Source organism: Simiduia aestuariiviva, from assembly GCF_014192475.1.
In the GTDB taxonomy this organism is placed as follows: domain Bacteria; phylum Pseudomonadota; class Gammaproteobacteria; order Pseudomonadales; family Cellvibrionaceae; genus Simiduia; species Simiduia aestuariiviva.
On sequence record NZ_JACHXZ010000001.1, the window covers coordinates 524,114 to 546,063 of the forward strand.

Below are 21,950 nucleotides of genomic sequence, written 5' to 3' on the forward strand. Positions count from 1 at the left end.
GCGCCGCAGGATGACTAACCCCAAAGGCAAGGCAATGCGGGACCAAGGACTGTTGCGATACGGGGCGCGAAGCCTCTTACTTACACCTGTGCGTTCTCGTGGATGCTGCCACGGTGGCCTGCATGGATGATCTCACTGCCAGTGTCAGTGCGCTGCTGGCGCAAGCGCGCCGCCCAGCGCACCTCACTCAAAAAACCTTGGACGAACATTTCGAGCTGTTTTGCCTAGTGATGGAGCGCGGCTTTGCTATCCATACCGGTTCCAGCAACCGATTGGTGGTGGAATACAAACTAGAAGATACCGATAGCGGGCGCCAATTGCCGCGCATTCATCCGCAGAGTGGCACACATTTTCAATTGCCCGAATCCTGGTTGATCCCCAGCGACCATTTTCTTTTCTACGACCCCAGCGATGACACCGACTTTCCGCAGCTGGCTACCTTTGACGCCAGTAGTAATCAATTTGTTCAGGCTAGCTGGGAAGATTTGGTGGACCTCAATAAGCTTCACAATCAGCAGGTTTTACCGCTGGCAAAGCTGCGCAGCTTACGCGGTTTACACTACATTAAAGACATCGCCTGTTTGCAGTTGTTCGAACTGAATTTTGACCGGCTATTTGATCGGGATGCGTTATTGGCGGAACAGTTGCGCGGCTTGCTAGCCGATAAAATGGCGCGCCATGTGGAGGCGTCGCGCCACTGGTTGAAGGCATCGCGCAGTGAGCAAATCGCGCTAAAATATTTAGCGCGCAAGAAAACCTAAGGGTTTAGCTAGCGGGTATTTATCTTGCTCGGTGAGCCGGTGGCAGTCTTGGGCAGCTTTAATAACTCGGCCGTTTTCGCCACGGATTCCGGTTTTCCAAACAAGTAGCCTTGCATTTCATCGCAGTACTTGTCGCTTAAAAAGCGTCGCTGTTCAAAAGTTTCTACCCCTTCAGCCACAATCTTTAATCGCAGGTGATGGGCCATGGCAATAATCGTGGTGGCAATGGCGACGTCATCAACATCATCGGGTATGCCATCCACGAAAGACTTGTCGATTTTTAACACATCCACGGGCAGGTGCTTGAGGCGGCTGAGGTTCGAATAGCCGGTGCCAAAATCGTCGATGGCCAAGTTGACCCCCACGCTTTTTAGCTCGTGCAAAATGGCGATGATGTTGGGCCCTTCATCCATCACCATGCTCTCGGTGATTTCCAATTCCAAGTGGCTGGGGGGTAGGTTAGCCGCACTGAGCGCGTGCTTAACCTTACCGATCAACTCCGCGTCGTGAAACTGTCGGGGCGATAGGTTGACCGAAACGGAAATGGGGTTGCAGCCCTGCGCTAACCATTCGCTCAATTGCCGACAGGCTTGCTGCAAAACCCAATCGCCCAGCGCCACGATCAACCCGGATTGTTCCGCCACCGGAATAAAAACATTGGGCGGCAGGAAACCGCGCGATGGATGCTGCCAGCGCACTAAGGCTTCTAGGCCGATGAGTGTATTGGTGGCGTTGTTGATGCGCGGCTGATAATAGAGTTCGAATTCATTGTTATCGATGCCTAATCGAATCTCTTGTTCTAGCGTAATGCGTTCAACGGCTGACCGATTCATGTCCTCGGTATAGTATTTAACCGTGTTGCGACCGGCCTCTTTGGCTTTGTACATGGCGGCATCGGCATTGCGCAGCAAGGTGCTGGCATCTTGACCGTCGGCTGGAAACAGCGCGACGCCCATAGAGCAGGATAGGTGCAGTGTTTGGTTGTCAATTTGAAATTGATCGCTCATGGCTTGCAAAACTTTGTCAGTCACCACTTCGGCTATTTTTTCCGATGTGCCGTTGATGATGACAAAGAATTCATCGCCGCCCAGTCGCGCGACGGTATCGTTTTCGCGCACGCAATCGTTGAGCCGCAGGCCGGCCTGTTGAAGTAACTTGTCGCCCACGTGGTGGCCCAGGCTGTCGTTAATATTTTTAAAGCCGTCGAGGTCGATAAAAATAACCGCCAGTCGTTCGGAGCGGCGATGGGCGTCGGCGATAGCGCGTGACAATCGGTCCAAGCCGAGTGCACGATTGGGTAGGCTAGTGAGTGAATCAAAAAATGCCAGCTGACGAATTTGCGTTTCGCGTCGATCGTGGCTGAATACCAGCGACGCCACGTGGGTGGCCATGTTGATGATGCGTTGATGTAATCGGGTGGGTCGACGCACGGTATCGAAGTACATGGCAAAGGTGCCGAGCAATTCGTTTTTGGCGAAAATGGGTGTGGACCAACAGGCGCGCAAGTTGTGGGCCAGCGCCAAATCTCTATAGTCTTTCCACAGTGGATCGTTGGCAATGTCTTCTACAATAATTTGCTTGCGGAAAAAAGCTGCGGTGCCGCAAGAACCCACCTTTGGACCAATTTCGATGCCATTAATCGCCGCGTTATATTCCACGGGCAGTGATGGTGCTGCGCCATGCAGCAGGCGCGTGCCGGCTTTGTCGGCCACTAAAATGGATGCGCGAATGTCGGGTGCCAGCGCTTCGATGTCTTTGGCGAGCGCTTCCAGCGTAATTGGCATCTCTGTGTTGCGGGCGATTAGTCGCAGTATATGATCTTGAGATTCGAGTAGTTTTTCATTGTGAAAGCGTTCGGTAATATCCCGAATCATGCCGAGAAAATAGCGTTTCCCGGCGTGAATGTTTTCGGCCACGCGCAATTCAATTTTAAACAGGCTGCCGTCTTTGTGGCGGCCTTCGAGTTGACGGGCGGTACCGATAACATTTTTCTTGCCCGTTTCCTGGTAGCGCGCCAGGTAATTATCATGTTCGCTGCGGTGTGGCTCGGGCATGAGGATGTTGACGTTTTGACCCAACATTTCTGATTCGCTGTAACCGAACAACGCCTTGGCTGAGGCGTTGACGCTGGTTATAGTGCCGCGCCCATCGATGGTGATCAGGGCGTCCACCACACTGTCGATGATAGCCTGCGTGTTGTGGGCGTTGGCTTGGCTTTCCAGTTGCACCTGTTTGTGATCACTGATGTCGGTGTTGGTGCCGTACCAAATCATGCCATTGCCCTTCGGGTCGGCAATGGATGAAGCGCGTGTTATGTGCCAGAAATACTGGCCGTCGGCGCGTCGCAATCGACATTCGGCTTCGAAGTGGGTGCCGTTTTTTATGCTCTCGAGCCAAGCTATTTGCACGCTAGGGAGATCTTCCGGATGAACAATATCCGGCCAGTGTTCCATTTGCAGTAATTCCAGTTCGCGCCCGAAGTAGCGAGCCATGCGCGAGCTCACAAATGTGAGCCCGTGCTTTTGGTCAGCGATCCAAACGTGTTGTGGCATGGCGTTGGCAAGACTGCGAAACATGGCTTCGCTGGCGAGTATTTTTTCCTCTATGGCTTTGCGGTGGCTGATATCGTCGAGGGTGGCGACGATATAGCGTTGGTCGGCCAGTGCGAGGGTTGAAAAGCCCACCGCCGCGGGAAATTGGCTGCCGTCTGCACGCTTTGCCATCATTTCGAAATTGACGCCCTTGGCGGCCAGGCTGGGGTTGGGGCGGCTGTGGTCGAGCAGGTTTTGGCCGCTGTCGTCCTTGCCCATGATCACATTAAATGATTGCCCCTCTAGGGCTTCACGGGTAAATCCTGTGAGCAAACAGAGTTGGTGGTTGAGGGCAACAAAGCGGTAGTCCTGATCGATAAACATCATGCCGCACGGGGCGGCATCAATCAGTTTCGCCAAGAGTTCCTGTTGATTTTGTATGCGCTCGGTGCGCTCGCGCCGACGCGCATAGAGTGACGCCAATAGCACCGTAAGACTGGCGCCAAGCAGCGCTGACATCAAGCCCGCGTAGAGCGATGACCGTTGATTGAGTTGGCTAAAAAACGCCGGCTTGGGTGCGGCTTGAAGTTGCCATGCGCGCCCAAGGATTGCGACATTATGGCGGGCCTTGAGGGGGGCGGATTGCCACAGGCTTTTAGCTTGGCTACTGCTGGCCTCGGGCGCAATGGGCTGGCCCGATGCGTGGGTGTGCGCAGAGGCACTGCTGAAATAGGTGTCGCCGTCTTGCAGGTAAAAGTTGACTAAATCTGTCCCTGGAAGTTGTGCCCATAGGTCGTTGATGAACACCGGCGCGGCGACCCAACCAAATAATTCGTCATTTGGGGGCAGTAACACCGGCAGGACAAGGAGGTAGTCTGGACTGGCGGGCAGGTTTGTGCCGGCGCGGTGCAAGGGCGGCGTCAGCTGGGCGATGCCCAAGCGCTGCGCTCGTTCAAGTGTGCGCCGGCGCATGGGTTCCGATGCCATATCTAAGCCGTTCACATTGCCGAGGCGCTCAGCCGGCTCAAGGAAGGTCAGCAGGTAACGAGTGCCTTCATAGGGGGCATACTGCCTAAATTTGAAGTTGGGGTCATCCCGCTGCGCATTGGCTTCGAAGGCAGCAGTGTCTTCGGGGGCCACCGGTTGGATAAGGCAAAAGCCACGCAGTGTGGGGAAGTCTTGCAGCGGCGAGTGGCGCGTTAGATAGCTGCGCAGGAGTGCGTGATCGAAGTTGTGTCCGGCGCCAACCACCAGACCTTGCAGCCCCTGCAGCCTTAGATCAACCTGAATTATTTGCTTGTTGAGCTCATTGACGGCCTGTTGGGTCAGCTGCTGCAGCTCACGCTGTGCCTGCTGCTGGTTGAAGATACTGGTATAGGTGCCAGCCAGTACGCCTATCAACAGCGAAGCGAGTATGCCAAGGGTCAAGGGCGTGCGAATCTTCATGGGCGCGTATATAACATAGAGTGCTTACAGCCTAGCTCAGGATTGCCGGCTTGCCCGCGAGTTCACAGCATTTATCGGGCAATTGTTCTAGGCTCGGGCTCCGGATTAATGGTTAACGTTGGGAGTATTCCATGCGATTTGCATCCTTGTGTTTGTTGACGCTAATGCTTTGCCCCGTCTCGGGTTTGGCCGATGAATTTGCAGATACGGTGGCCACCTTTAAAAAGTCGCCCGTGGCGCAAAAGTTTTTTGCCAGTGCCTATGCCTATGCCGTGTTTCCCACCATCGCCAAGGGCGGTCTTGGCGTCGGTGCGGCCCATGGCACAGGTCGGGTTTATCGCGCGGGTCAGCTGGTGGGCACGACCCGCATGACGCAGCTCTCCATTGGTGTGCAGCTGGGCGGTCAGGCCTATAGCCAAGTGGTGTTTTTGAAAGATCGACGCGCCTACGACGACTTTACCTCGGGCAACTTTGAATTCGCCGCCGGCGCCAGTGCCGTGGCTATCACTGCCAGCGCGCAGGCGTCGGCCAGTACCACGGGCGTCACAGCGAGCACCGGCTCCAACGCCGAGCGCACGCGTCAGGTGGATGCCAGCTACAGTAAGGGCATACTCGTACTCACCGTGGCCAAGGGAGGGCTCATGTATGAAGCGTCAATTGCCGGTCAAAAATACGATTTCTCGCCTATTTAAGCTCGGCTGGTTCTGGGGCTTGTTGGCGCCGAGCGCCGTATTAGGGGCACCCTGTCAATCGGAGGCGCACCGCCAGTTCGACTTTTGGTTGGGACAGTGGGAGGTGCGCACCGCCGACGGCAATTTGGCGGGCCACAATAATATTCAGCTGGTCGAACAGGGCTGTGTACTGCGCGAGCAATACCGAACACCAAAAGGCTACACGGGCCAGAGCTATACCCTGTATGACGCCAGTCGCCAGCAGTGGCACCAAACCTGGGTCGACAACCAAGGCACTTTGCTGTTGTTGTCGGGCGGCTTCAGCGATGGGCAGATGGTGCTCAGCGGCACCACCTTGGCGCCCGAGGGCGAGCAAGATAATCGCATCACCTGGTCGCAAGAGCCGGATGGGCGGGTGCGCCAGCACTGGCAAGTGCGCAAGGGCGAGCAATGGCAGTCGCTGTTTGACGGCTTCTATGAGCGCGTCACACCTGCTGCCGAGTAGCGATTGCCTGCCCAGTGCACGCCACCGTTATGACGCTACCAAGCGAGCGTCAGGGGTTCGGTGGTCGCGCCCTCTCGGTCAAATTCACAGGCTAATTCCCAACCTTGCCCCTGCTGCTGCAGCGACAGCAGCGCGAAGCCGTCGCCGGGAAAATAGTCGGTGTGTATTTCGCAGGGCACAAGTCCGCTTTGCGTGTGGAGCTGAATGACCTCATCGCCCGCCAACTCTTCCGGCCGCGTGTTCACAAAGGGCAGCGGTGCATTGAGGCCCGAGCTGTGAATGGAGAAGCAGCGCTGCACGGCGTCTGGGTGTCGGAAGGTCAGGGTTACGCAACTGGATAAATGCTCATCGCCCGACACAAACACCAGATTCTGAATGCGCTGTTCGGCAATGTAGGTCAGCAATTCGATCAATTGACCCGGATAGCCATCCCAGGCGTCGGACTGACAGGCGGCGCCCACCCCCGTTGCCGAGCGCAATCGCCGCGGCAGCAACATCGCGGCGCTGGCCACCAGCTTGGGCTGGCTCGCCGGCGTTTTGGCGAGCCAGTCTTTGAGCTCCTTGAACTGCGCGGCGCACATCATGGGCCGGTGGGCATCGGTGGGGGTGCGGCCATCGCGCTCGGTGCGACTGTCGGCCAGAAACAGGGCCAGTTGCTGAAATTCGCGCTGCTGCCAGAGTGGCAACTTACGCGCTTCGGTTTGGGGCGATGGCAGTGGGTGGCAGCGCGCCGGCTCGGCTGGCATCACGTTCAATTGGCGCTGAAACAGCAGGTAGCTGCTGCGCGCTGGCGTAAATTGCCCGTAGTGTTGGCTGCGCCCCTGCTGGTTGTCCCAATCGTTCGCGATCTCGTGGTCGTCCGGCATCATGTAGCTCGGCAATCGACGCAGCACCGATTGCACCGGCGGTTGTTTGAGCCATTCGTGGTAGGGCTCCACATAGCGCTCGAAATAGGTTTGGGCATCGGCCATGCCGGCGGTGGGGTCCACATACACTTGGTCGCCAATGAGCAGTAACAGATTGGGCGCTGTGGGTTGATCCAAGCGCGCGGCTAAACGGGCGTAAGAGCGATAGGCGCAGGCGTGATCAAACAACATGGCCGGATATTGGCAGGCCGCCACTGCGAGCCGAATGCGGTTGTCCTTGGGCAGTGTCCAGTGCAGTTCCCGCTGCGGGCGCAGGGGGTGTGCTAGCTGTTCGGCTATCGGTTCAACGCAGGCGGGTAGCAAGCCACGCAGTATTTTAAGGCACTCGGCCACTAGCACGGGATCGCAGCCAGTGGGCGGCGGCGCGTGCAGCAAATCCAGTAAGTTGTCGGGCAGCCTTGCGTGCAGTGTCAGTTGCGACAGGGGCTTGCTGTCGTCGTGAATGAGCAGGGGCAGCCAGCGCTGGGCGCAGTGTTCAGCCTCGTGCTCGACCAGTAAAAATTTAAGCCATTGGTGTTTGGCGGGATGGGCGAAATGCAGTTGGTAATTGTGTGATAGCGAAGGGTTTTGCATATCCAATGGCGCGCAGGGCTCACCCTGCGCATTGAGGCGCACAAACAACACGTATTCCGGCGCCCGTCCGGCGGGGTCGACGCCCAGCATCACGGGTAAACGGCCCTCGGCCGCCGGCCCAATAACGGGTCCAAGTGCGGGTAATTCGGCCCGCTGTTTGGGGGTGTTGCGCACCGCGGCCTTGGTCTCTAGCGGCTGTTTATAGCGCTCCGGGTCGTTGAAAAACGCTTCGATTGCGCGGAATACTTTATGGCTGCCGCGCCCAATCAGTAAATCTTGATGGCCAAACCCCTTAAAGATGTGGTGCCGCGCAGTGTATTCGCCTTCGTTGAGTTCGGCCGCGATATCGGCCATGGCACTGGCCATGAGCGTGGCGGTGCCCACGTCGGCCAAGCCGCTGTCTTCAGCGTGCAGCGTAAGGGTGTTAAAGCGCCAGCGTTGGGCCAGGTTCTCGCGCGTGGCGTAGCAGTTTTCGCCTTGAAAATTGGTGATCTGTTCCTGCAGCGCGAAGTGAATAGTTTGCGCCAGCGTGCCCAAAGACAGGGGGCCAAATATGTCATCGATATGGGTGAGCAAGCGATCGGACATGTTGTGCAGGGCAAACGCCCGGCCAAACAGCGCGTCGATGCGCCGCCGCGTGGACGACCAGCGCACGCGCCGGCCCGGCAGTATGGGATTTTCGCGACAGAATTCTGCGCGCGGATAAGGCAGCGCTTGCAGCAGCCGATCCAGCACCGATTCGGCCATCTTGGGCGCTTCGCTGGGCCGGAATTGATAGGGCAGGTTGCCCAACAGGTGGCGCACATTTTTTAACAGGTAGCCGCGGGTCATGTTGTCGGGGCAAAAGGACACCTTGGGGCCCACTTGGCTGAGCACCACGTGCCGGAGTCGGGCCGGCAGTCGATCGCGCATCTGGTAGTAGGGTGCGCCGGCCGGTGGGGCTTGGAGTATCGCCATGCTGAGCATGGCGGCGCCCATGCAGTGGGCAATAACGTCGCACTGCTCGGCGCCCGTGGCCTCCAGCACGGTGGCGAAGGCGAGCGGTATGTCCTTGAAGGCCACGTCTTCAAAGTGCCACGGCAACATGGCCGACAGCAAACCACAGGAGGTGCGCAAATCCACCAGCCACACGTCGCGGCCCGCGCGGTAAAAGTACTCGGCGGCGCTGGTGTCGATGGCGGGGTGAGCAAAGGTGGTGCTGGAGGCTGTGTAGCCGTGCAACATCACCAGCGGTGTCTCGCAGTTTTCGGGCCGGCCATAGCGGGTTAGCCGGATTGAAATGGGTAAACCGTTGTCCAGCCGGTCCACCTCTAGCTCGCGAATTTCGGGTTCCGGCAGGCCCGCCAGTGGACCCGCCAAGCGCTTGGGTTGACGCGGCTCGGGTGCGTCGGGCTTGCGAAAGGTCCACACGTGGGTGTGGATCAACAGGCGCACGAAAAAGCAGTGAAAGGAGATGAGGTCAGCAAACCCTCGTACCAAATTGGCCTGTTGAACAATGCGCAGGAGCGGCTTATCGCGCCGGGCCAGGTAGCGGTTGTCAAAGGCCAGTACCGTAGGCTTGGCAAGCCCAGGAAAGTGTGTGAGCGCTAACTCTGTCAATTGTTGAATGGGATTGGCGGCACGGGCATAGGTGATGTGCTTCTCGCCGTATATGCGGTGCTCTTGGGCCGAGTGCAAATGCGATAGCGCCGCGGGCCAACCGTCGAGGGGTCGGTGAATGGCGAGTTCGTATTCAAACAGCCGCACCTGACCCGAGTGGCTGGCAAGGTTGCGCAAATCGCGCAATTTGCGCAGCAGTTTGACCCTTGGCGCCTGCGCCAGGCCAAACCAGGAGCGTACCCGCAGCGCCATGGCATCGGCAAAATCGCGCAATCCACGGTTGAGGATATAGGCCCAGGCCGCGCGCCATATGCGCTGCCGCGCGCTGCTTTGAGCGCGGTGCATGATCTCCAGCGAACCGCTGATCGGCGCAATGAGCAGTGCTTTTGCCGCCATCTCCGCTTCGCTCGCCTTGCTCTTGGTGAGCGCGTCCCAGTCTTCGGGTTCGAACAAGCGCAGCTCGCTGCAATTTTCGCCGTCTCTTGATTTGAGGATTTGTGCGGTGCGGCGCTGACGATCCTGCTCGCCAGTGGTCCAAAAATAGTCGGCGGCGGCTTTAGGGGCAAAGCACAGCGTCAATTCGGCCATCAGCGTGCGCCGACCGTTTGCCGTGTCTATTTGCACCGCGCCGTTTAAGCGTTCATTGACCTCAATTTGAGTGTCGCAGCTGGTGTCCGGGTGATCGGTATCTCGCCAAACGGGTCGCTGACGCCAGCCTTCAGTACCGGCGGCGTGCGCTTGCCAGTGCCATAGGTCGCGCAGCTGCTCGGCGGCGCGCAGTGCCACGGCGGCGATGGTCAGGGCCGGGTTAATGCCCAGAGCGGAGGGCATAATCGCGCCGTCCAATACCACCAGCCCTTCGTGCAAGCCGCCTTCGGGGGCGGCGTTAAAGACCCGGCCGAGGTGATCCACAACGCCGTGTTTGCACTCGTCTGCCATGGCGCAACCGCCCAGGGGATGCACGGTCAACAGTGGGCCCTTCTCGCTATCGAAGAGATCGGCCAATTTGTCGGGCAGTGGGCTCCAGGCGGGATTGCTGAGAATCCGGCCGCCGACGCTGCCACCCGTGAGATTGCGCAGTTGGTCTATTTGTGTGTCAAACAGGTCTTTGTTGCGTGCGCCCGGCCAGCGCACCTGCAAGCCGCCCTCCGGCAGCGCTTTGGCATCTTGTCTTGCGCTCGGCTCCGCGGGCCATTCCAATTGCCCGTCGGCGTCGTCGTTACCCATGATCGCGTAGAGCGCGGTGTGGCCGAGCTGGCGGCGGTTGAGGGAGAGCGGGTCGTCGGTGGGTTGGCCGCGCGGGTGCGGTGTGAGATCCGGTTCGCTCAAATTGTGCAGGCTGTTTGTGGTGGTGTAGAGCTCGGCAAAAATGCGCGCCAAGGGCGCGGGTACCGCCATTTCTTCGATAATTAACCCCACGGATTTGCGCAGGTCGACAATGCCGGTGATGGTGGGCCCCACGGTGCGATCACTCGGGCGCGTGTCGCCCCAGGCGATGGCATTGACCGCGTTATCTTGCTGAAAGCCCACCGCAATGGCGTCGCCGTTGCCGGAAAAATGTTGGCCCAGCGCGCGCGAAAATTGCAATTCTTCGCTGGTCGAGCGCATTAAAATTTCAGTGGACCCCAAACTGCCGGCGGCGATGATGACGCGCTGGGCGTGAATTTCGATGGGCGCCTGCTGCCCCGCGCGCAACTTGTCGTGGGTGTAGTAACAGGCCAAGCACCAGCTGCCATCCGATTGCTTGCGCAGCCGCGACACGCTGACACCGGCATAAATTTCTGCGCCTTGGCGCTTGGCCTGCACCAGTAGATTGACGTCCAAGGAGTTTTTCGCGCCGTGATTGCAGCCAGTGGCGCAGTCCCCGCACTGCTTGCAGGCCGACATTGCCACCCCGGCTTGGTTGTCGCCGTCGGTCATGGCGACCGTGATGGCGGCCTGCTGAGTGGCATCGGGTTTTAAGGCCTGAAGTTGGGTATATTTTTTGGGTAAGCTGCCGGAGCGGGCGATGATATTGGGGTCGCCCTGGGCGTCGAGTGCGCCTAACAATTGACCGGTGCGCTCGAAGTCCAAGCCGGCGCCCTGTTTCAATTCACTGGGCCAGCGGCCGTCAAACACCTCTGGCAGCGGTTGGGCCATGACCCCCGCGTTGATCAGTGAACCGCCACCCAAGCCGTTTGCCGTGAGCACGGCCATGTCGCCATTGGCGCGAATATCAAACAGGCCCTGGCGCTCGCCGAGCGCACTGCTGTTCACTGAGCCGCGCACCTGCTTGGGTAATTCGTCGAGATTTTTTGGAAACATGCCGGCGAGAAATTCATCGCCGCGCTCCAGCACCGCCACGCGCAGGGGTTTGCCGTCTTGCGTGCTGCCGGCCAGTGTCGCGGCGGCCACTGCACCGCCATAGCCGCTGCCCACGATGACCAGATCAAATTCGATTTGTTGTTGATTGGTGGTCGCTTGGTGAACTAAATTTTCGAAGCGTTCAGAGAGCCATTGGCTGGCGCGTTCCATGTGCGCGGTCCTTGTGTGTGGGCCGGGTCATACCTCGTCCGGCGCGGTGTTGGCTTAGTTTTCCATCACTTGCAGGTTGCACGCTTCGGCGATGGCATCTTCTAAAATCGGGGCTGCTACGGGCTTGTGAAGCAATTTAATGCCGGCTTCGTTGGCCTCGCGCAAGCGGTCGGGGGCCGTGTCGCCGCTGATCAAAATGGCCGGCAACTTAGGGTAGACCGCGCGCAGATTGCGAATGGTTTCCAAGCCGTTGTCTTCACCGCGCAGGCGAAAGTCGGCCAATAAAATATCGGGTCGATTGGCGAGGCCCAATTCCAGCGCCGACGCTGTTGAATCCGCCACATCGACGGTGGCGCCGAAGGTTTCCAGCAGCGCCTGCATGCCCAAGCCCACTTCCATTTCGTCGTCTACCACTAACAGCCGCAAGGTTTCCCACGACGCCATGGCCTTCGGCTGATCCGGGGCAGTTTGGGGGCATTCGTGGCTAATGGGCAGGGTCAGTGAGATGCGCGTGCCGTCGCTCGGCACCGAATAGAGCGAAAATTTAAGATCTAATAATTTCACCAATCGCTTGACGATGGCGAGCCCTAAACCGAGCCCCTTGCGGCGGTCGCGCTCGGGATTTTCAAGTTGGTAGAACTCTTCAAAAACCCGTTGTTGTTCGGCCTTGGGAATGCCGCGCCCGGAGTCCACCACCGACACAGTCACCAAATCTTCTTCGGCGTTGATCGACAACATAATCTTGCCGCTATCGGTGTACTTGATGGCGTTCGACAACAGATTGCGCAAAATGCGCTCGAACAACAGTTCATCGGTATCGACAAACACGTCCACGTAGCAGTCGAGCCAAATGGACAAGCCCTTTTCTTCGGCGGCGGGCCCAAACTCCACCTGCAGGCGCTCGGCCATATCAAGCAGGTTAAAGGTCTGGCGATTGATGTTCACTACCCCGGCATCGAGCTTGGAAATATCCAACAGTGAATCCAATTGAGAGGCCAGCGCCTTGAGCGCGGTTTCCATGTGCATGACAATATCGCGCGACTCGTCGTCCAGCGGCCGCTTGCTGAGCGCCGAACCAAACAGCGACAAGGCGTGAATAGGCTGGCGCAAATCGTGTGAGGCCGAGGCCAAAAATCGGGTCTTTGCCGACGATGCCGATTCCGCTTGTTCTAGAATATTTTGCAGCTGGGTATTCACCGCCGATTGCACCAAGCGCTCGCGGTAGGAGCTTTCGAAAATGCGAAAACCATTGCCCGCTAAACTAATCAGTAGCGGCAGATACAGCACGATCAAGACCGCCACCGATAGGGAGGTCCAATCGGGTCGTGCAGCCCAGCCGTGCAGGCCCCAAATGACTGCCGCCATCCCGAGCGTGGGCAGAGTGTAGGCCACGGCAATGGGGCGGTAGCCTGCGGTGGTCGATACATTGATGGAGCTGGTGCCCATTAAAATCATGGTGATCACCGCGCGCTCCAGCTCGGTAAAAGCGCTGAAATACAGCAGTGGGACGCCGTGCATAACGCCGTTGAAAAATGTGATCACTAGGGTGAGCGTGAGCTGTTGGCGCTGCGTGAATTGCGTCATCTCAGGCAGGCGCGCCAAAAACTGGGCGCGAAAGATCAGCAGCATGGCCGCGATGGAAAACCAGCCAGCCCACAGCCAGCGGGGCAGGGAATCGGCGGCAAAAAACGCGATGACCGCAAGGGCCGCAAGCATGGGCGCCGGTGTGATGCGGCTTTGTTGCGCCAACATGCGGATTAATTCCGCGGTGATATTCTCATTATTTTGTCGCGCTGCAGAATCCATGCGTGTCTGTGGGCCTCTGTGTCCATGACCGCAACCGGCGATGACCGGTCAATTTTTCGAGCTTAACCGAAAGTACCAAGCCTTTAAAGTCACGGGGTTAGCTAGTTCGCGCTCGCTATCAAGGTGTACACACCGTAGACCCCAAACAGCACCCAAGACCCCGCCAATAGCCACCACGGCAGTGCATTGGAAGCTCCCTGCGCGGCGGGGGTGGCTTGCGCGGGCGTGGACGAGTGCGAGGGCTTGGCCTTTTTTAAGGCCTTATCGCGTTCGCGCGCTTTGGCTTTTTGCTGCTTTTTATATTGCTCAATGCCCTTTTGGATGCCTTGGGCGATGAGTTTGGTTTGTTCTTTGGTTTGGTTGGGCCGCTGCAGGGCCTTGGCCATGGCTTGGGCGTCTTGCTGCGTTTCCGCAGAGGGCTTGGTCTTGCGCATGCTGGGGCTACCTAAAAGGTGGCTAGTATAACGCCGGTGGCAGTCCTGCGCCCAGCGTCCGGGCGGCGCATTGCCGAGAGCCGTCTACACTAAAGCGATAACAAGACAGCAATAACTATACCTAGGCAGTAAAGGGAGGTTTGGGTGGGCACAACCGACAAGGTCTATCAGCCGGCAATAAAATGGGTGATCGCGGTATTTGTGGTGGGCGTTGGGGTATCTATCACGCTTGCGGCAAATTTGTTGGCCGAACGTCGCAGTTCGATTGCCGAGCAATTGGCTATGGACGCCGCGGCAACCATGGCGCGTATTGAGGAGCGGCTGCGATTATACGAGTACGGCCTGCGTGGCATGCGCGGATCGATATTGGTGGCCGATGGCCATGATGACTTTTACCCGCGTTTAGCCTTATACAGCAATAGTCGCGATGTAGTAGAGGAATTTCCCGGGGCGTTGGGGTTTGGATTCATCCGTCGACTGGCGGTGCCGCAGGTGGATGACTTTTTAGCGCGCGTAAGGGCAGCGGGGCGACCCGATTTTGCCATTAAAGAATTAACGCCCCATACGGGCGAGCGCTTTGTCATCGAAGCCATCTTTCCCGAGGCGCGTAATCGCGCCGCAATCGGGCTCGATATTGCGAGCGAAGGCAACCGCCGCGCTGCAGCTTATGAGGCTATGCGCAGTGGCGAGGTGCAATTTACAGCGCCTATCACGCTGGTCCAGAAAACCGGCGCTGTGGTGCAAGCCGGGCTGTTGTTAATGCCCGTCTATAAATCGGGGGCAACGCCCGACACCGAGGCCCAGCGCTTAGCGGAGTGTATCGGTTGGAGTTACGCGCCGCTGGTGTTGCCCGATGTGCTGGCATCGCTCGAACTCAATACGGTGGGCACGCAATTACTACTCAGGGACGTTCACTCTGAATCGCCGCTGTACGGTAAAAAAGTACCTGCTGATCTCGATAAAACGCAGCTCTCCCATGAACTCACGCGCGCGGTTTACGGCCGTCAGTGGCAGCTGACACTTCAGTTCGAAAACGACTACTTCCTCGCACAGCGGGGCCTGTCCGCTGTGTACGTCTATGGGCTGGGCCTCGTGTTATCCGCCTTGGCTGCCTTGGTTACTTATTTGCAGCTCGCCAATCTGGCTCGCAAACGCCACCTACTTGATCAACAAAAATCAATGGCCGCGCTAATGAACGATGCGCCCGATGCCATTGTGGGGTTAGACCCCACGGGGCGGGTATCATCGTGGAATACCCGCGCACAGCAAATGTTTGGCTATCGCACCGAAGAAATTTTGGGGCGACGATTGATCGACCTGCTGGTGCCAGAGGCAGAGCGCGGAAGTGAATACGCGAAATTGGAAGCATTGGCCAAAGGCGAAGCCATTGCCAGTTTCGAAGCCCGGCGCCGGCGCAGCGATGGCAACTGGTTAGACGTTCAAGTGGCGATGGCCCCGGTCTACGATGACCAGCGACGGGTGGTGGGCATTTCCGAAACCCTGCGCGACATCGGCGCTGAAAAGCGCGCCATGGAACAAATCGAACGGCTCAATGCAAAGTTAGAGGGGCAGGTACAGGCGCGCACGGCGGACCTCAATGTAACTCAGCGGCAATTGCAAACCGTGTTAGATGCCGTGCCAGCGCAAGTGAGCTTTTGGGATACGCAGTTGCGCAATCAAGTGGCCAACAAGGCGTTTCTGGATGTTACCCATGTTTCGCGCGAATCTCTGCATGGGCGATTGTTGGGCGAAGTAGACAGCAGCAACCTGTTGCAAACACACCGGGCCAAATTTAAGGCCGCGATGGACGGCATTACCCAGCAATTTGAACGACAGGTTCAAATGCCCGATGGCAGTCGGCGGTTCTTTTTGACTCACTTAGTACCAGATTCCAATGATGAGCACGCCGCGGGTTTGTTCATCATGGATCACGACATTACAGAAATAACTGAAAACCGACTCCAGCTTGCCGAAGCACTGCACGAAAACGAAGTGTTGCTTAGCACCATCGATGCGCAACTGCAGCTGTCTATTACCGATCTCGATGGCACTATTTTGGAAGCCAACGACAATTTCTGTAGGGCGACGGGTTATCAAGAAAATGAGCTCATCGGGCAAGACCATAAAAAATTAAACAGTGGCGTGCACAATGCAGATTTTTTTGCGGAGATGTGGCAAACCATCAACGCCGGCAAGCCGTGGCGCGGCGAGATGTGCAATCGCAAAAAAGATGGCAGCTTGTATTGGGTAGACACAGTGATCAGCCCGTTCGTAGGCACCTCGGGCTCCGTCGATCGCTTCATTTCTTTGCGCAGCGATATCACCGATCGCATGCTGGCGGACATGGAGCTGCGGCGGGTCAACACCTTGTTGCGCAACGTGTTGGAAGCGGCGAAAAGCATGGCCATTATCGCCACCGATGTGAACGGCAAAGTCAGTCTGTTTAACCGTGGCGCCGAAAATTTGTTGGGCTATGATTCCGACGAGGTGGTGGGCCAGCCGCTGTCGGAGTCGATTCTCGATCCGCTCGATATGGTGGCGTGTGAGCGCATTAGCTCAGAGGCCTCGGGGCAAACGCTCACTGGTTTTGATGCCTTGGTGTACAACGCTAAAGCAAATGGGCTGGAGGAGCGAGAGGTTCGGTTGGTTAATAAGGCCGGTGCTGCCTTCGATGCCCATTTAATACTGTCTGCGATTAAAGACGACAAGGGCAGCGTAACGGGCTATCTAGGTTTGGCCACCGATATAACCAGTCGGCGCGAGCACGAGCGCGCCATTACCAGCGCGCGCGATCAGTTGAACACCGCTGCCAAGGTGGCGGACTTGGGTGTTTGGACCTGGACCTTGGCAGACAATGCCCTGCACTGGAACGACCGCATGTTGCAGATGTATGGTTACCCTGCGGATTTAACGGATCTGCAATACGAGCATTGGTACAACCGCGTGCACCCAGAGGACGTAGAGGCGGCGAACGCATTGCTTCAGCAGGCGGTGGCCGGTGAGGCGGAGTTCAACCCCATCTTTCGCATTGTGTTGCCCAGCGGAGAAATCAGGTTTATTCAAGCGGCAGCCCATGTGGAGCGCACACAATCAGGCGACGCCGTGAAGGTAACCGGGATCAACTTTGATATCACCCAGCGGCATGATTTTGAAGAATCCTTACACACGGCAATGGCGCAGGCGGAGGCGGCCAACGAGGCGAAGTCAGCGTTCATTTCCAATATGAGCCACGAAATTCGAACGCCCATGAACGCAGTGCTGGGTATGTTGCAGCTCATGCAGCAAACGGCGCTGAATGAGCGACAGCAAGACTATGTGGTTAAGGCCCAGCGGGCGGCGAAATCTCTACTGCATTTGCTCAACGATGTGCTCGATTTCTCCAAACTCGACGCAAAGAAAATGTCACTGGATCTTCACCCCTTTGAGCTGGAAGGTTTTCTGCGTGATTTGGCGGGCGTACTCACCGGCTCCACAGCAAAATACGATGTGGAATTAATTTTCGATATCGACCACCGGTTGCCCAGTGTGCTCATTGGCGACAGCATGCGGTTGCAACAAATACTCGTTAATCTCGCGGGCAATGCCTTGAAGTTCACCCCGCACGGGCAGGTGATAGTGCGGGTGCAGCGTTTGGACCTAGGTGAAGGCGATGGCGATGGCAACGGGCCGGCCACGCTCCGCTTTGCGGTGGAAGATACGGGTATAGGCATCAGCAGCGAACAGAAAAGCAAAATATTCTCGAGTTTTGAGCAGGCTGAGTCATCCACCTCACGGCGGTATGGCGGTACCGGCTTGGGCCTGTTTATCTGTCGCGAATTGGTGACACTGATGGACGGTGAAATACACCTCGAGAGTGAAGAGGGCAAGGGCAGCCACTTTTGGTTTGACTTGAAGCTAGCGGTGGAAAAAGAAACCCCGTTGATCGAAGCGGTTTCACCGGAATTCAAAAATAAACGCGTGTTGATTGTCGAAGACAATAAGTTGACCTCCGATATTTTGGCGCACAGTTTGGCGACCACCGGTTGGACCATCGATCAAGTCTACGACGGTCAAGCGGCAGTTAATCAGGTGTACCGCATGATGCAGGAGGGTATTAACTACGACGTGGTACTCATGGATTGGCGCATGCCGCAAATGAGCGGCACCGAGGCCGCAAAAGCCATTCGAGAAATGCACCACGCCCCACCCATGGTGGTTATGGTGACGGCCTTCGGACAAGAAAGCACCGCCCATGGCGAAGAGGTGGAATTGTTTAACAACTTTCTATTAAAGCCCGTGACCCCACGGCAGGTGATCGACAGTGTGATTCGCGCGCTGTCCGACGAGCCGGTGGTGCCTCAGCTGGTGAAATCCAAAGAGCTACGTTTGGCCGGTGTGCGATTGCTGCTGGTGGAAGACAACGCACTCAATCGGCAAGTGGCGCAGGAAATGCTGCAGCAGGCGGGTGCGCAAATCAATATCGCCACCGACGGCCAAGAGGCCGTCAATATGATTTTACGCATCGGCAATCAATTTGATTTGGTGTTGATGGATGTGCAGATGCCGCGCATGGATGGTTACGCGGCCACCCGTGCCATTCGGGCCGACAGCCGTTTTGCGTCACTGCCCATTCTGGCCATGACCGCCAATGCCTCAGCGCAAGACAGACAAAAGTGTTTGGACTCGGGCATGACGGATCACATCGCCAAACCCATCGACCGCAATGCGTTGGTGGCGCGCATTCTGGCGTTGCTCGGTAAAAAAGCCAAACCGGATGACAGTGGGGCTTCAACCAAAGATGCGCTTGCAGCAGTGTTGGAGCGCTTTAACGGCGACGCGTCGCTCTATGGTCGAATGTTGGGCCGCTACTCAGAGGAAGCCGCTAAACAACTGGATCTATTTACCACGGCGGCGAAAACCGATGATATGAGTGGGGCCGTGCGCGCCATCCATTCGCTGAAGGGGATCAGTGGGACCTTGGGTGCCGACAGTGTTGCGCAACTTTGTGGAGATTGCGAAGCGGCGCTGGAGTCTGGCCAATTATCCTTGGCCGACGCCCTGAATAACGGCTTGGTGGAAAACGTGAGTCGGGAGGTCAATGCCACCCATGCGCACCTGGTGGTATTGCTCAATAAGCACACCTGTAGCGCAAACGTGAACCCAGAGGGCGAGCAATGGCAAGCCTCTGAATGGCAAACGCGGTGCGACATGCTGCTGGAGTTTCTCAATAACAACGATCTCAAGGCGATCCCATTGGCGGTAGATGTCGCCAAGCATGCGCCAGACAATATTCAGGCAGCGGCGACAGAGTTGGTGGCCTTGGTGGAAGATATGGACTTTGAGGTGGCGGTGCAGCAATTGAAATCCTTGCAGCAGGAGGCCGCGTGGAAACAAGCGTAACGGATTGGCTGCCGCGCCAGGGCGGGCAGCCAAAAATGTTGGTGGTGGACGATCAGGCCGTCAATATTCGGTTGATCTACGATTTGTTTAAAGATGATTGCGATCTTTTTATGGCGCGCGATGGGGCCAAGGCGCTCGAACAGGCGCGCGCCATTATTCCGGACCTCATTTTGCTCGATGTCATGTTGCCCGATATCAATGGTTACGAAATTTGCGAAATATTAAAACGCGATCCCGCCACCGAGCACGTCCCCATTATTTTTATCACGGCAAATGTTACTGAGGAGGATGAGGCCACCGGATTTAATATGGGCGCGGTGGATTTTATTCGAAAACCGATCAATCCAGTGATCACTCGCGCCCGTGTACGCACCCATTTACTGTTGAAAAAACAGGCGCAAGCCCTAGAGCGCGTCGCCCTGACCGACGCCCTCACAGGGCTAGCCAATCGCCGTGCCTTTGAGCAGGAATATGAACAGGCATGGCGCCAGTGTGCGCGGGAAAATTGGAGCATCGGAATGGTGCTGATCGATATCGATTTTTTCAAGCGCTATAACGATCGCTATGGCCATCAGGGTGGCGACGACTGCTTGCGGTTGGTTGCCAAAGCGATGGCGCAAGTGCTGCAGCGCCCCGGTGATGTGCTGGCGCGCTACGGCGGTGAAGAATTTGCGTGTGTGCTGTCGAATACCGATCTACAGGGCGCCTGCCACATAGGTGAGCTCTTTAGGCAGGCCGTTGAGAGCTTGGGGTTGCCTCATCTGGATTCTACGGTGGCGAAATACGTCACCTTGAGTGTGGGCATTGCCAGCATCGTGCCTAGCTCAGATACTGATGAGGAAGGTCGGCAACTATTGATTAGCGCAGCCGATAAGCGCCTCTACCAAGCGAAAGAGCGGGGCCGCAATCAAGTGTGCAGTTAGCGCTTGCGTGGGCCAGGTTCGAGAAATCGCGCGGGTTGCTCGGTGAGCAGTGGAAACACTTTTGTGTCTCGGTAGGGCAGTTTCATGAAGCCCGAAACGCCGAGCCCTTGAATGTGATGGATGTTGGCCAAAATAGTGGTTAAGCATTGGCGGAATTCAGCCTCGCGGCTGGGGTCGCGCAGGCGCAAGTAATTGTGAATTTTTAAATCTTTTTCCAAACTTTCAAAAATAATACAACCCGAGTGATGAATTTTGTTCATCTGTCGAATGGGCGCCATAATCTCTGGTGGCAGCTCCAGCATTTCGTCGGGGTCATCGCCATCTTCGAAATAGGAGTGCGAGCGCGACGACTGATCTTGGCCGCTGTGCGGGGTCAGGATGTCGAATTCAATACGCTGCTGCGGTTGAATCCGAAACGGTTCATTGCTGCTGTTGCGCGCCACGTGCAGGGTTTTTCGGGCATCAAAAATACAACTCTTAAATACCCCTTGCTTGTTGATGGCGCGCCCCAAGTACACCATGTTGTTGACCGCCGTGGTAAAGGCGGGCAGTAGGGATTCGTCGTATAGATTAAGACTGGAGTCGATGTGAATGCCGGCGTCGTCCCAGTGAATGGCGAGGCCACCCACGAGCGGATAGCGCCCCAAATGACTGACGGCCGTAACAAATGCCTTCTCGGTATCGCCCATGCCGCTCAGGAAGTTTTTGTAGTATTTGTCCAGTTCCGTTGGGTCGATAGCGGCAAAGGTGACGTCGTCCATTTCGCGCTGTAAAAAAGATTTGCGCGAGCTGTAAACCACGGTGTCCACCTCGCGGGTTTTTGGGTAGCTGGTAATGGGCAGCAGTGCTTTTGCGTCGTTATTGTCGAGCTGTTCTGGCGGGGTAGTGACGATGCGCTTCATGTAGCGCATATTGTTGAGCCAATAATCGCCGGCAGTGTCGCGCTGTTGCTTCTCGCTACTCATCAGGTGGGTCAGCGTTTGTGCGAATTCTTTAGGTAACCCCAGTGAGTTGGGCGTGATGACATTTCGCCCAAAGCGGCTCGATTGGCCCGAGGCCAGCGCGTAAAGCGTACCCGCCGCCCCCTGCTCGTCAAAGCGCGGAGATGACAGGCCGCCATTGAGTTGCTCTTCGCCAATAAAATAGATATCTCCCAACTTGGCATTGGTTTGCGCGGCGTCCACCGTGAGTGCGCTCAAGCCGCTGTTGGTGGCGTATTGACCACGGCTATCGAGTTGTGCAAAAACCGCAGCCCCCCAATCGATCAGGCGCAATTGTTCGGTGTGTTCATCCCACATGAGATTGGAGGGTTTAATATCGCCATGCACGATGGGTGCCCGGTGTTGCGCATCGGCCTGGCTGCGCAGGCCGAGCAGAATGTCGGCCAATTGTGCGGCAATTTTTAAAATCAGGCGCGGTGCTAGGCGCCCCACGCGGCGGGCGTATTCATCTAGGTTGACCCCCGGCGCGCGCTCCATAACCAGAATAGACTGCCCGTGTACCCGCTGAAATTCCACAAACGGCGGCACGCCGGGGAGTTGCACCTGCGACAACATATAACCCTCATCTTCCAGCCGGTCTTGCACGTGTTGGGGCAGGGTGATGCGAGAAAATTTAAATACGTAGTCGTGGTTGCTGGTGTCTTTCGCGGAAAACACAAAGCCGTAAGCGCCCTTGCCGATCATTTGAACGCCGGTGTAGCCCAATCGTTTTAGCTGCGCTTCGCACAGGCTCAACCAAGATTTTAATTTCTTGGCGTCGCGGTGGCTCAATAGATAAATGGATTGCTCTTCGTTGATGTAGAAGTGCTGAAGCGTACGTTGTTCCATGGTCGCTAGATGCCAATTCGGTAGTGGTGCAGCCTAACAGGTTTGAGCGGGTT

10 protein-coding genes are annotated in these 21,950 nt (G+C 56.9%); 5 read left to right on the forward strand and 5 right to left on the reverse strand.

Annotation, left to right across the window (positions count from 1 at the left end; all coding sequences use genetic code 11):
* Positions 1-122 precede the first annotated feature (122 nt).
* Complete coding sequence (locus FHS30_RS02525) at positions 123-761, forward strand: hypothetical protein (protein ID WP_183907982.1); 639 nt, start codon at positions 123-125, stop codon at positions 759-761.
* Between the two features lie 8 nt (positions 762-769).
* Here the strand turns inward: FHS30_RS02525 and FHS30_RS02530 are convergent, their stop codons facing one another.
* The gene (locus FHS30_RS02530) at positions 770-4,738 is read right to left on the reverse strand and encodes an EAL domain-containing protein (RefSeq protein ID WP_183907984.1); all 3,969 of its coding nucleotides are present in this window, start codon (positions 4,736-4,738) and stop codon (positions 770-772) included.
* A gap of 131 nt (positions 4,739-4,869) precedes the next feature.
* Between FHS30_RS02530 and FHS30_RS02535 the strand changes: the two genes are divergently transcribed.
* Positions 4,870-5,430 (forward strand): lipid-binding SYLF domain-containing protein, encoded by a 561-nt coding sequence (locus FHS30_RS02535; RefSeq protein WP_183907986.1) that lies wholly within the window; start codon positions 4,870-4,872, stop codon positions 5,428-5,430.
* Positions 5,384-5,914, forward strand: a complete 531-nt coding sequence (locus FHS30_RS02540) for a hypothetical protein (protein ID WP_183907988.1) — start codon at positions 5,384-5,386, stop codon at positions 5,912-5,914. The genes FHS30_RS02535 and FHS30_RS02540 overlap by 47 nt, the downstream gene beginning before the upstream one ends.
* Positions 5,915-5,949: 35 nt before the next feature.
* On the opposite strand, the gene FHS30_RS02545 is transcribed toward FHS30_RS02540, so the two are convergent.
* The 3 genes from FHS30_RS02545 to FHS30_RS02555 all read right to left on the reverse strand — a co-directional run bounded on the left by FHS30_RS02545 (position 5,950) and on the right by FHS30_RS02555 (position 13,766).
* Positions 5,950-11,526, reverse strand: a complete 5,577-nt coding sequence (locus FHS30_RS02545) for an alpha/beta fold hydrolase (RefSeq protein ID WP_183907990.1) — start codon at positions 11,524-11,526, stop codon at positions 5,950-5,952.
* A gap of 54 nt (positions 11,527-11,580) precedes the next feature.
* Positions 11,581-13,332, reverse strand: a complete 1,752-nt coding sequence (locus FHS30_RS02550; RefSeq protein ID WP_183907992.1) for a hybrid sensor histidine kinase/response regulator — start codon at positions 13,330-13,332, stop codon at positions 11,581-11,583.
* Positions 13,333-13,433: 101 nt separating this feature from the next.
* Entirely contained in the window at positions 13,434-13,766 is a 333-nt protein-coding gene (locus FHS30_RS02555; RefSeq protein ID WP_183907994.1) for a DUF2956 domain-containing protein, read from the reverse strand.
* Positions 13,767-13,910: 144 nt separating this feature from the next.
* Here FHS30_RS02555 and FHS30_RS02560 point away from each other — a divergent pair, with 144 nt between their 5' ends.
* Positions 13,911-19,145, forward strand: a complete 5,235-nt coding sequence (locus FHS30_RS02560) for a PAS domain S-box protein (protein ID WP_183907996.1) — start codon at positions 13,911-13,913, stop codon at positions 19,143-19,145.
* Positions 19,130-20,068 (forward strand): diguanylate cyclase domain-containing protein, encoded by a 939-nt coding sequence (locus tag FHS30_RS02565; RefSeq protein WP_221197120.1) that lies wholly within the window; start codon positions 19,130-19,132, stop codon positions 20,066-20,068. The genes FHS30_RS02560 and FHS30_RS02565 overlap by 16 nt, the downstream gene beginning before the upstream one ends.
* Here FHS30_RS02565 and FHS30_RS02570 read toward each other — a convergent pair.
* Positions 20,065-21,897, reverse strand: a complete 1,833-nt coding sequence (locus FHS30_RS02570; RefSeq protein WP_183907998.1) for a serine/threonine protein kinase — start codon at positions 21,895-21,897, stop codon at positions 20,065-20,067. The genes FHS30_RS02565 and FHS30_RS02570 overlap by 4 nt on opposite strands.
* Positions 21,898-21,950 lie beyond the last annotated feature (53 nt).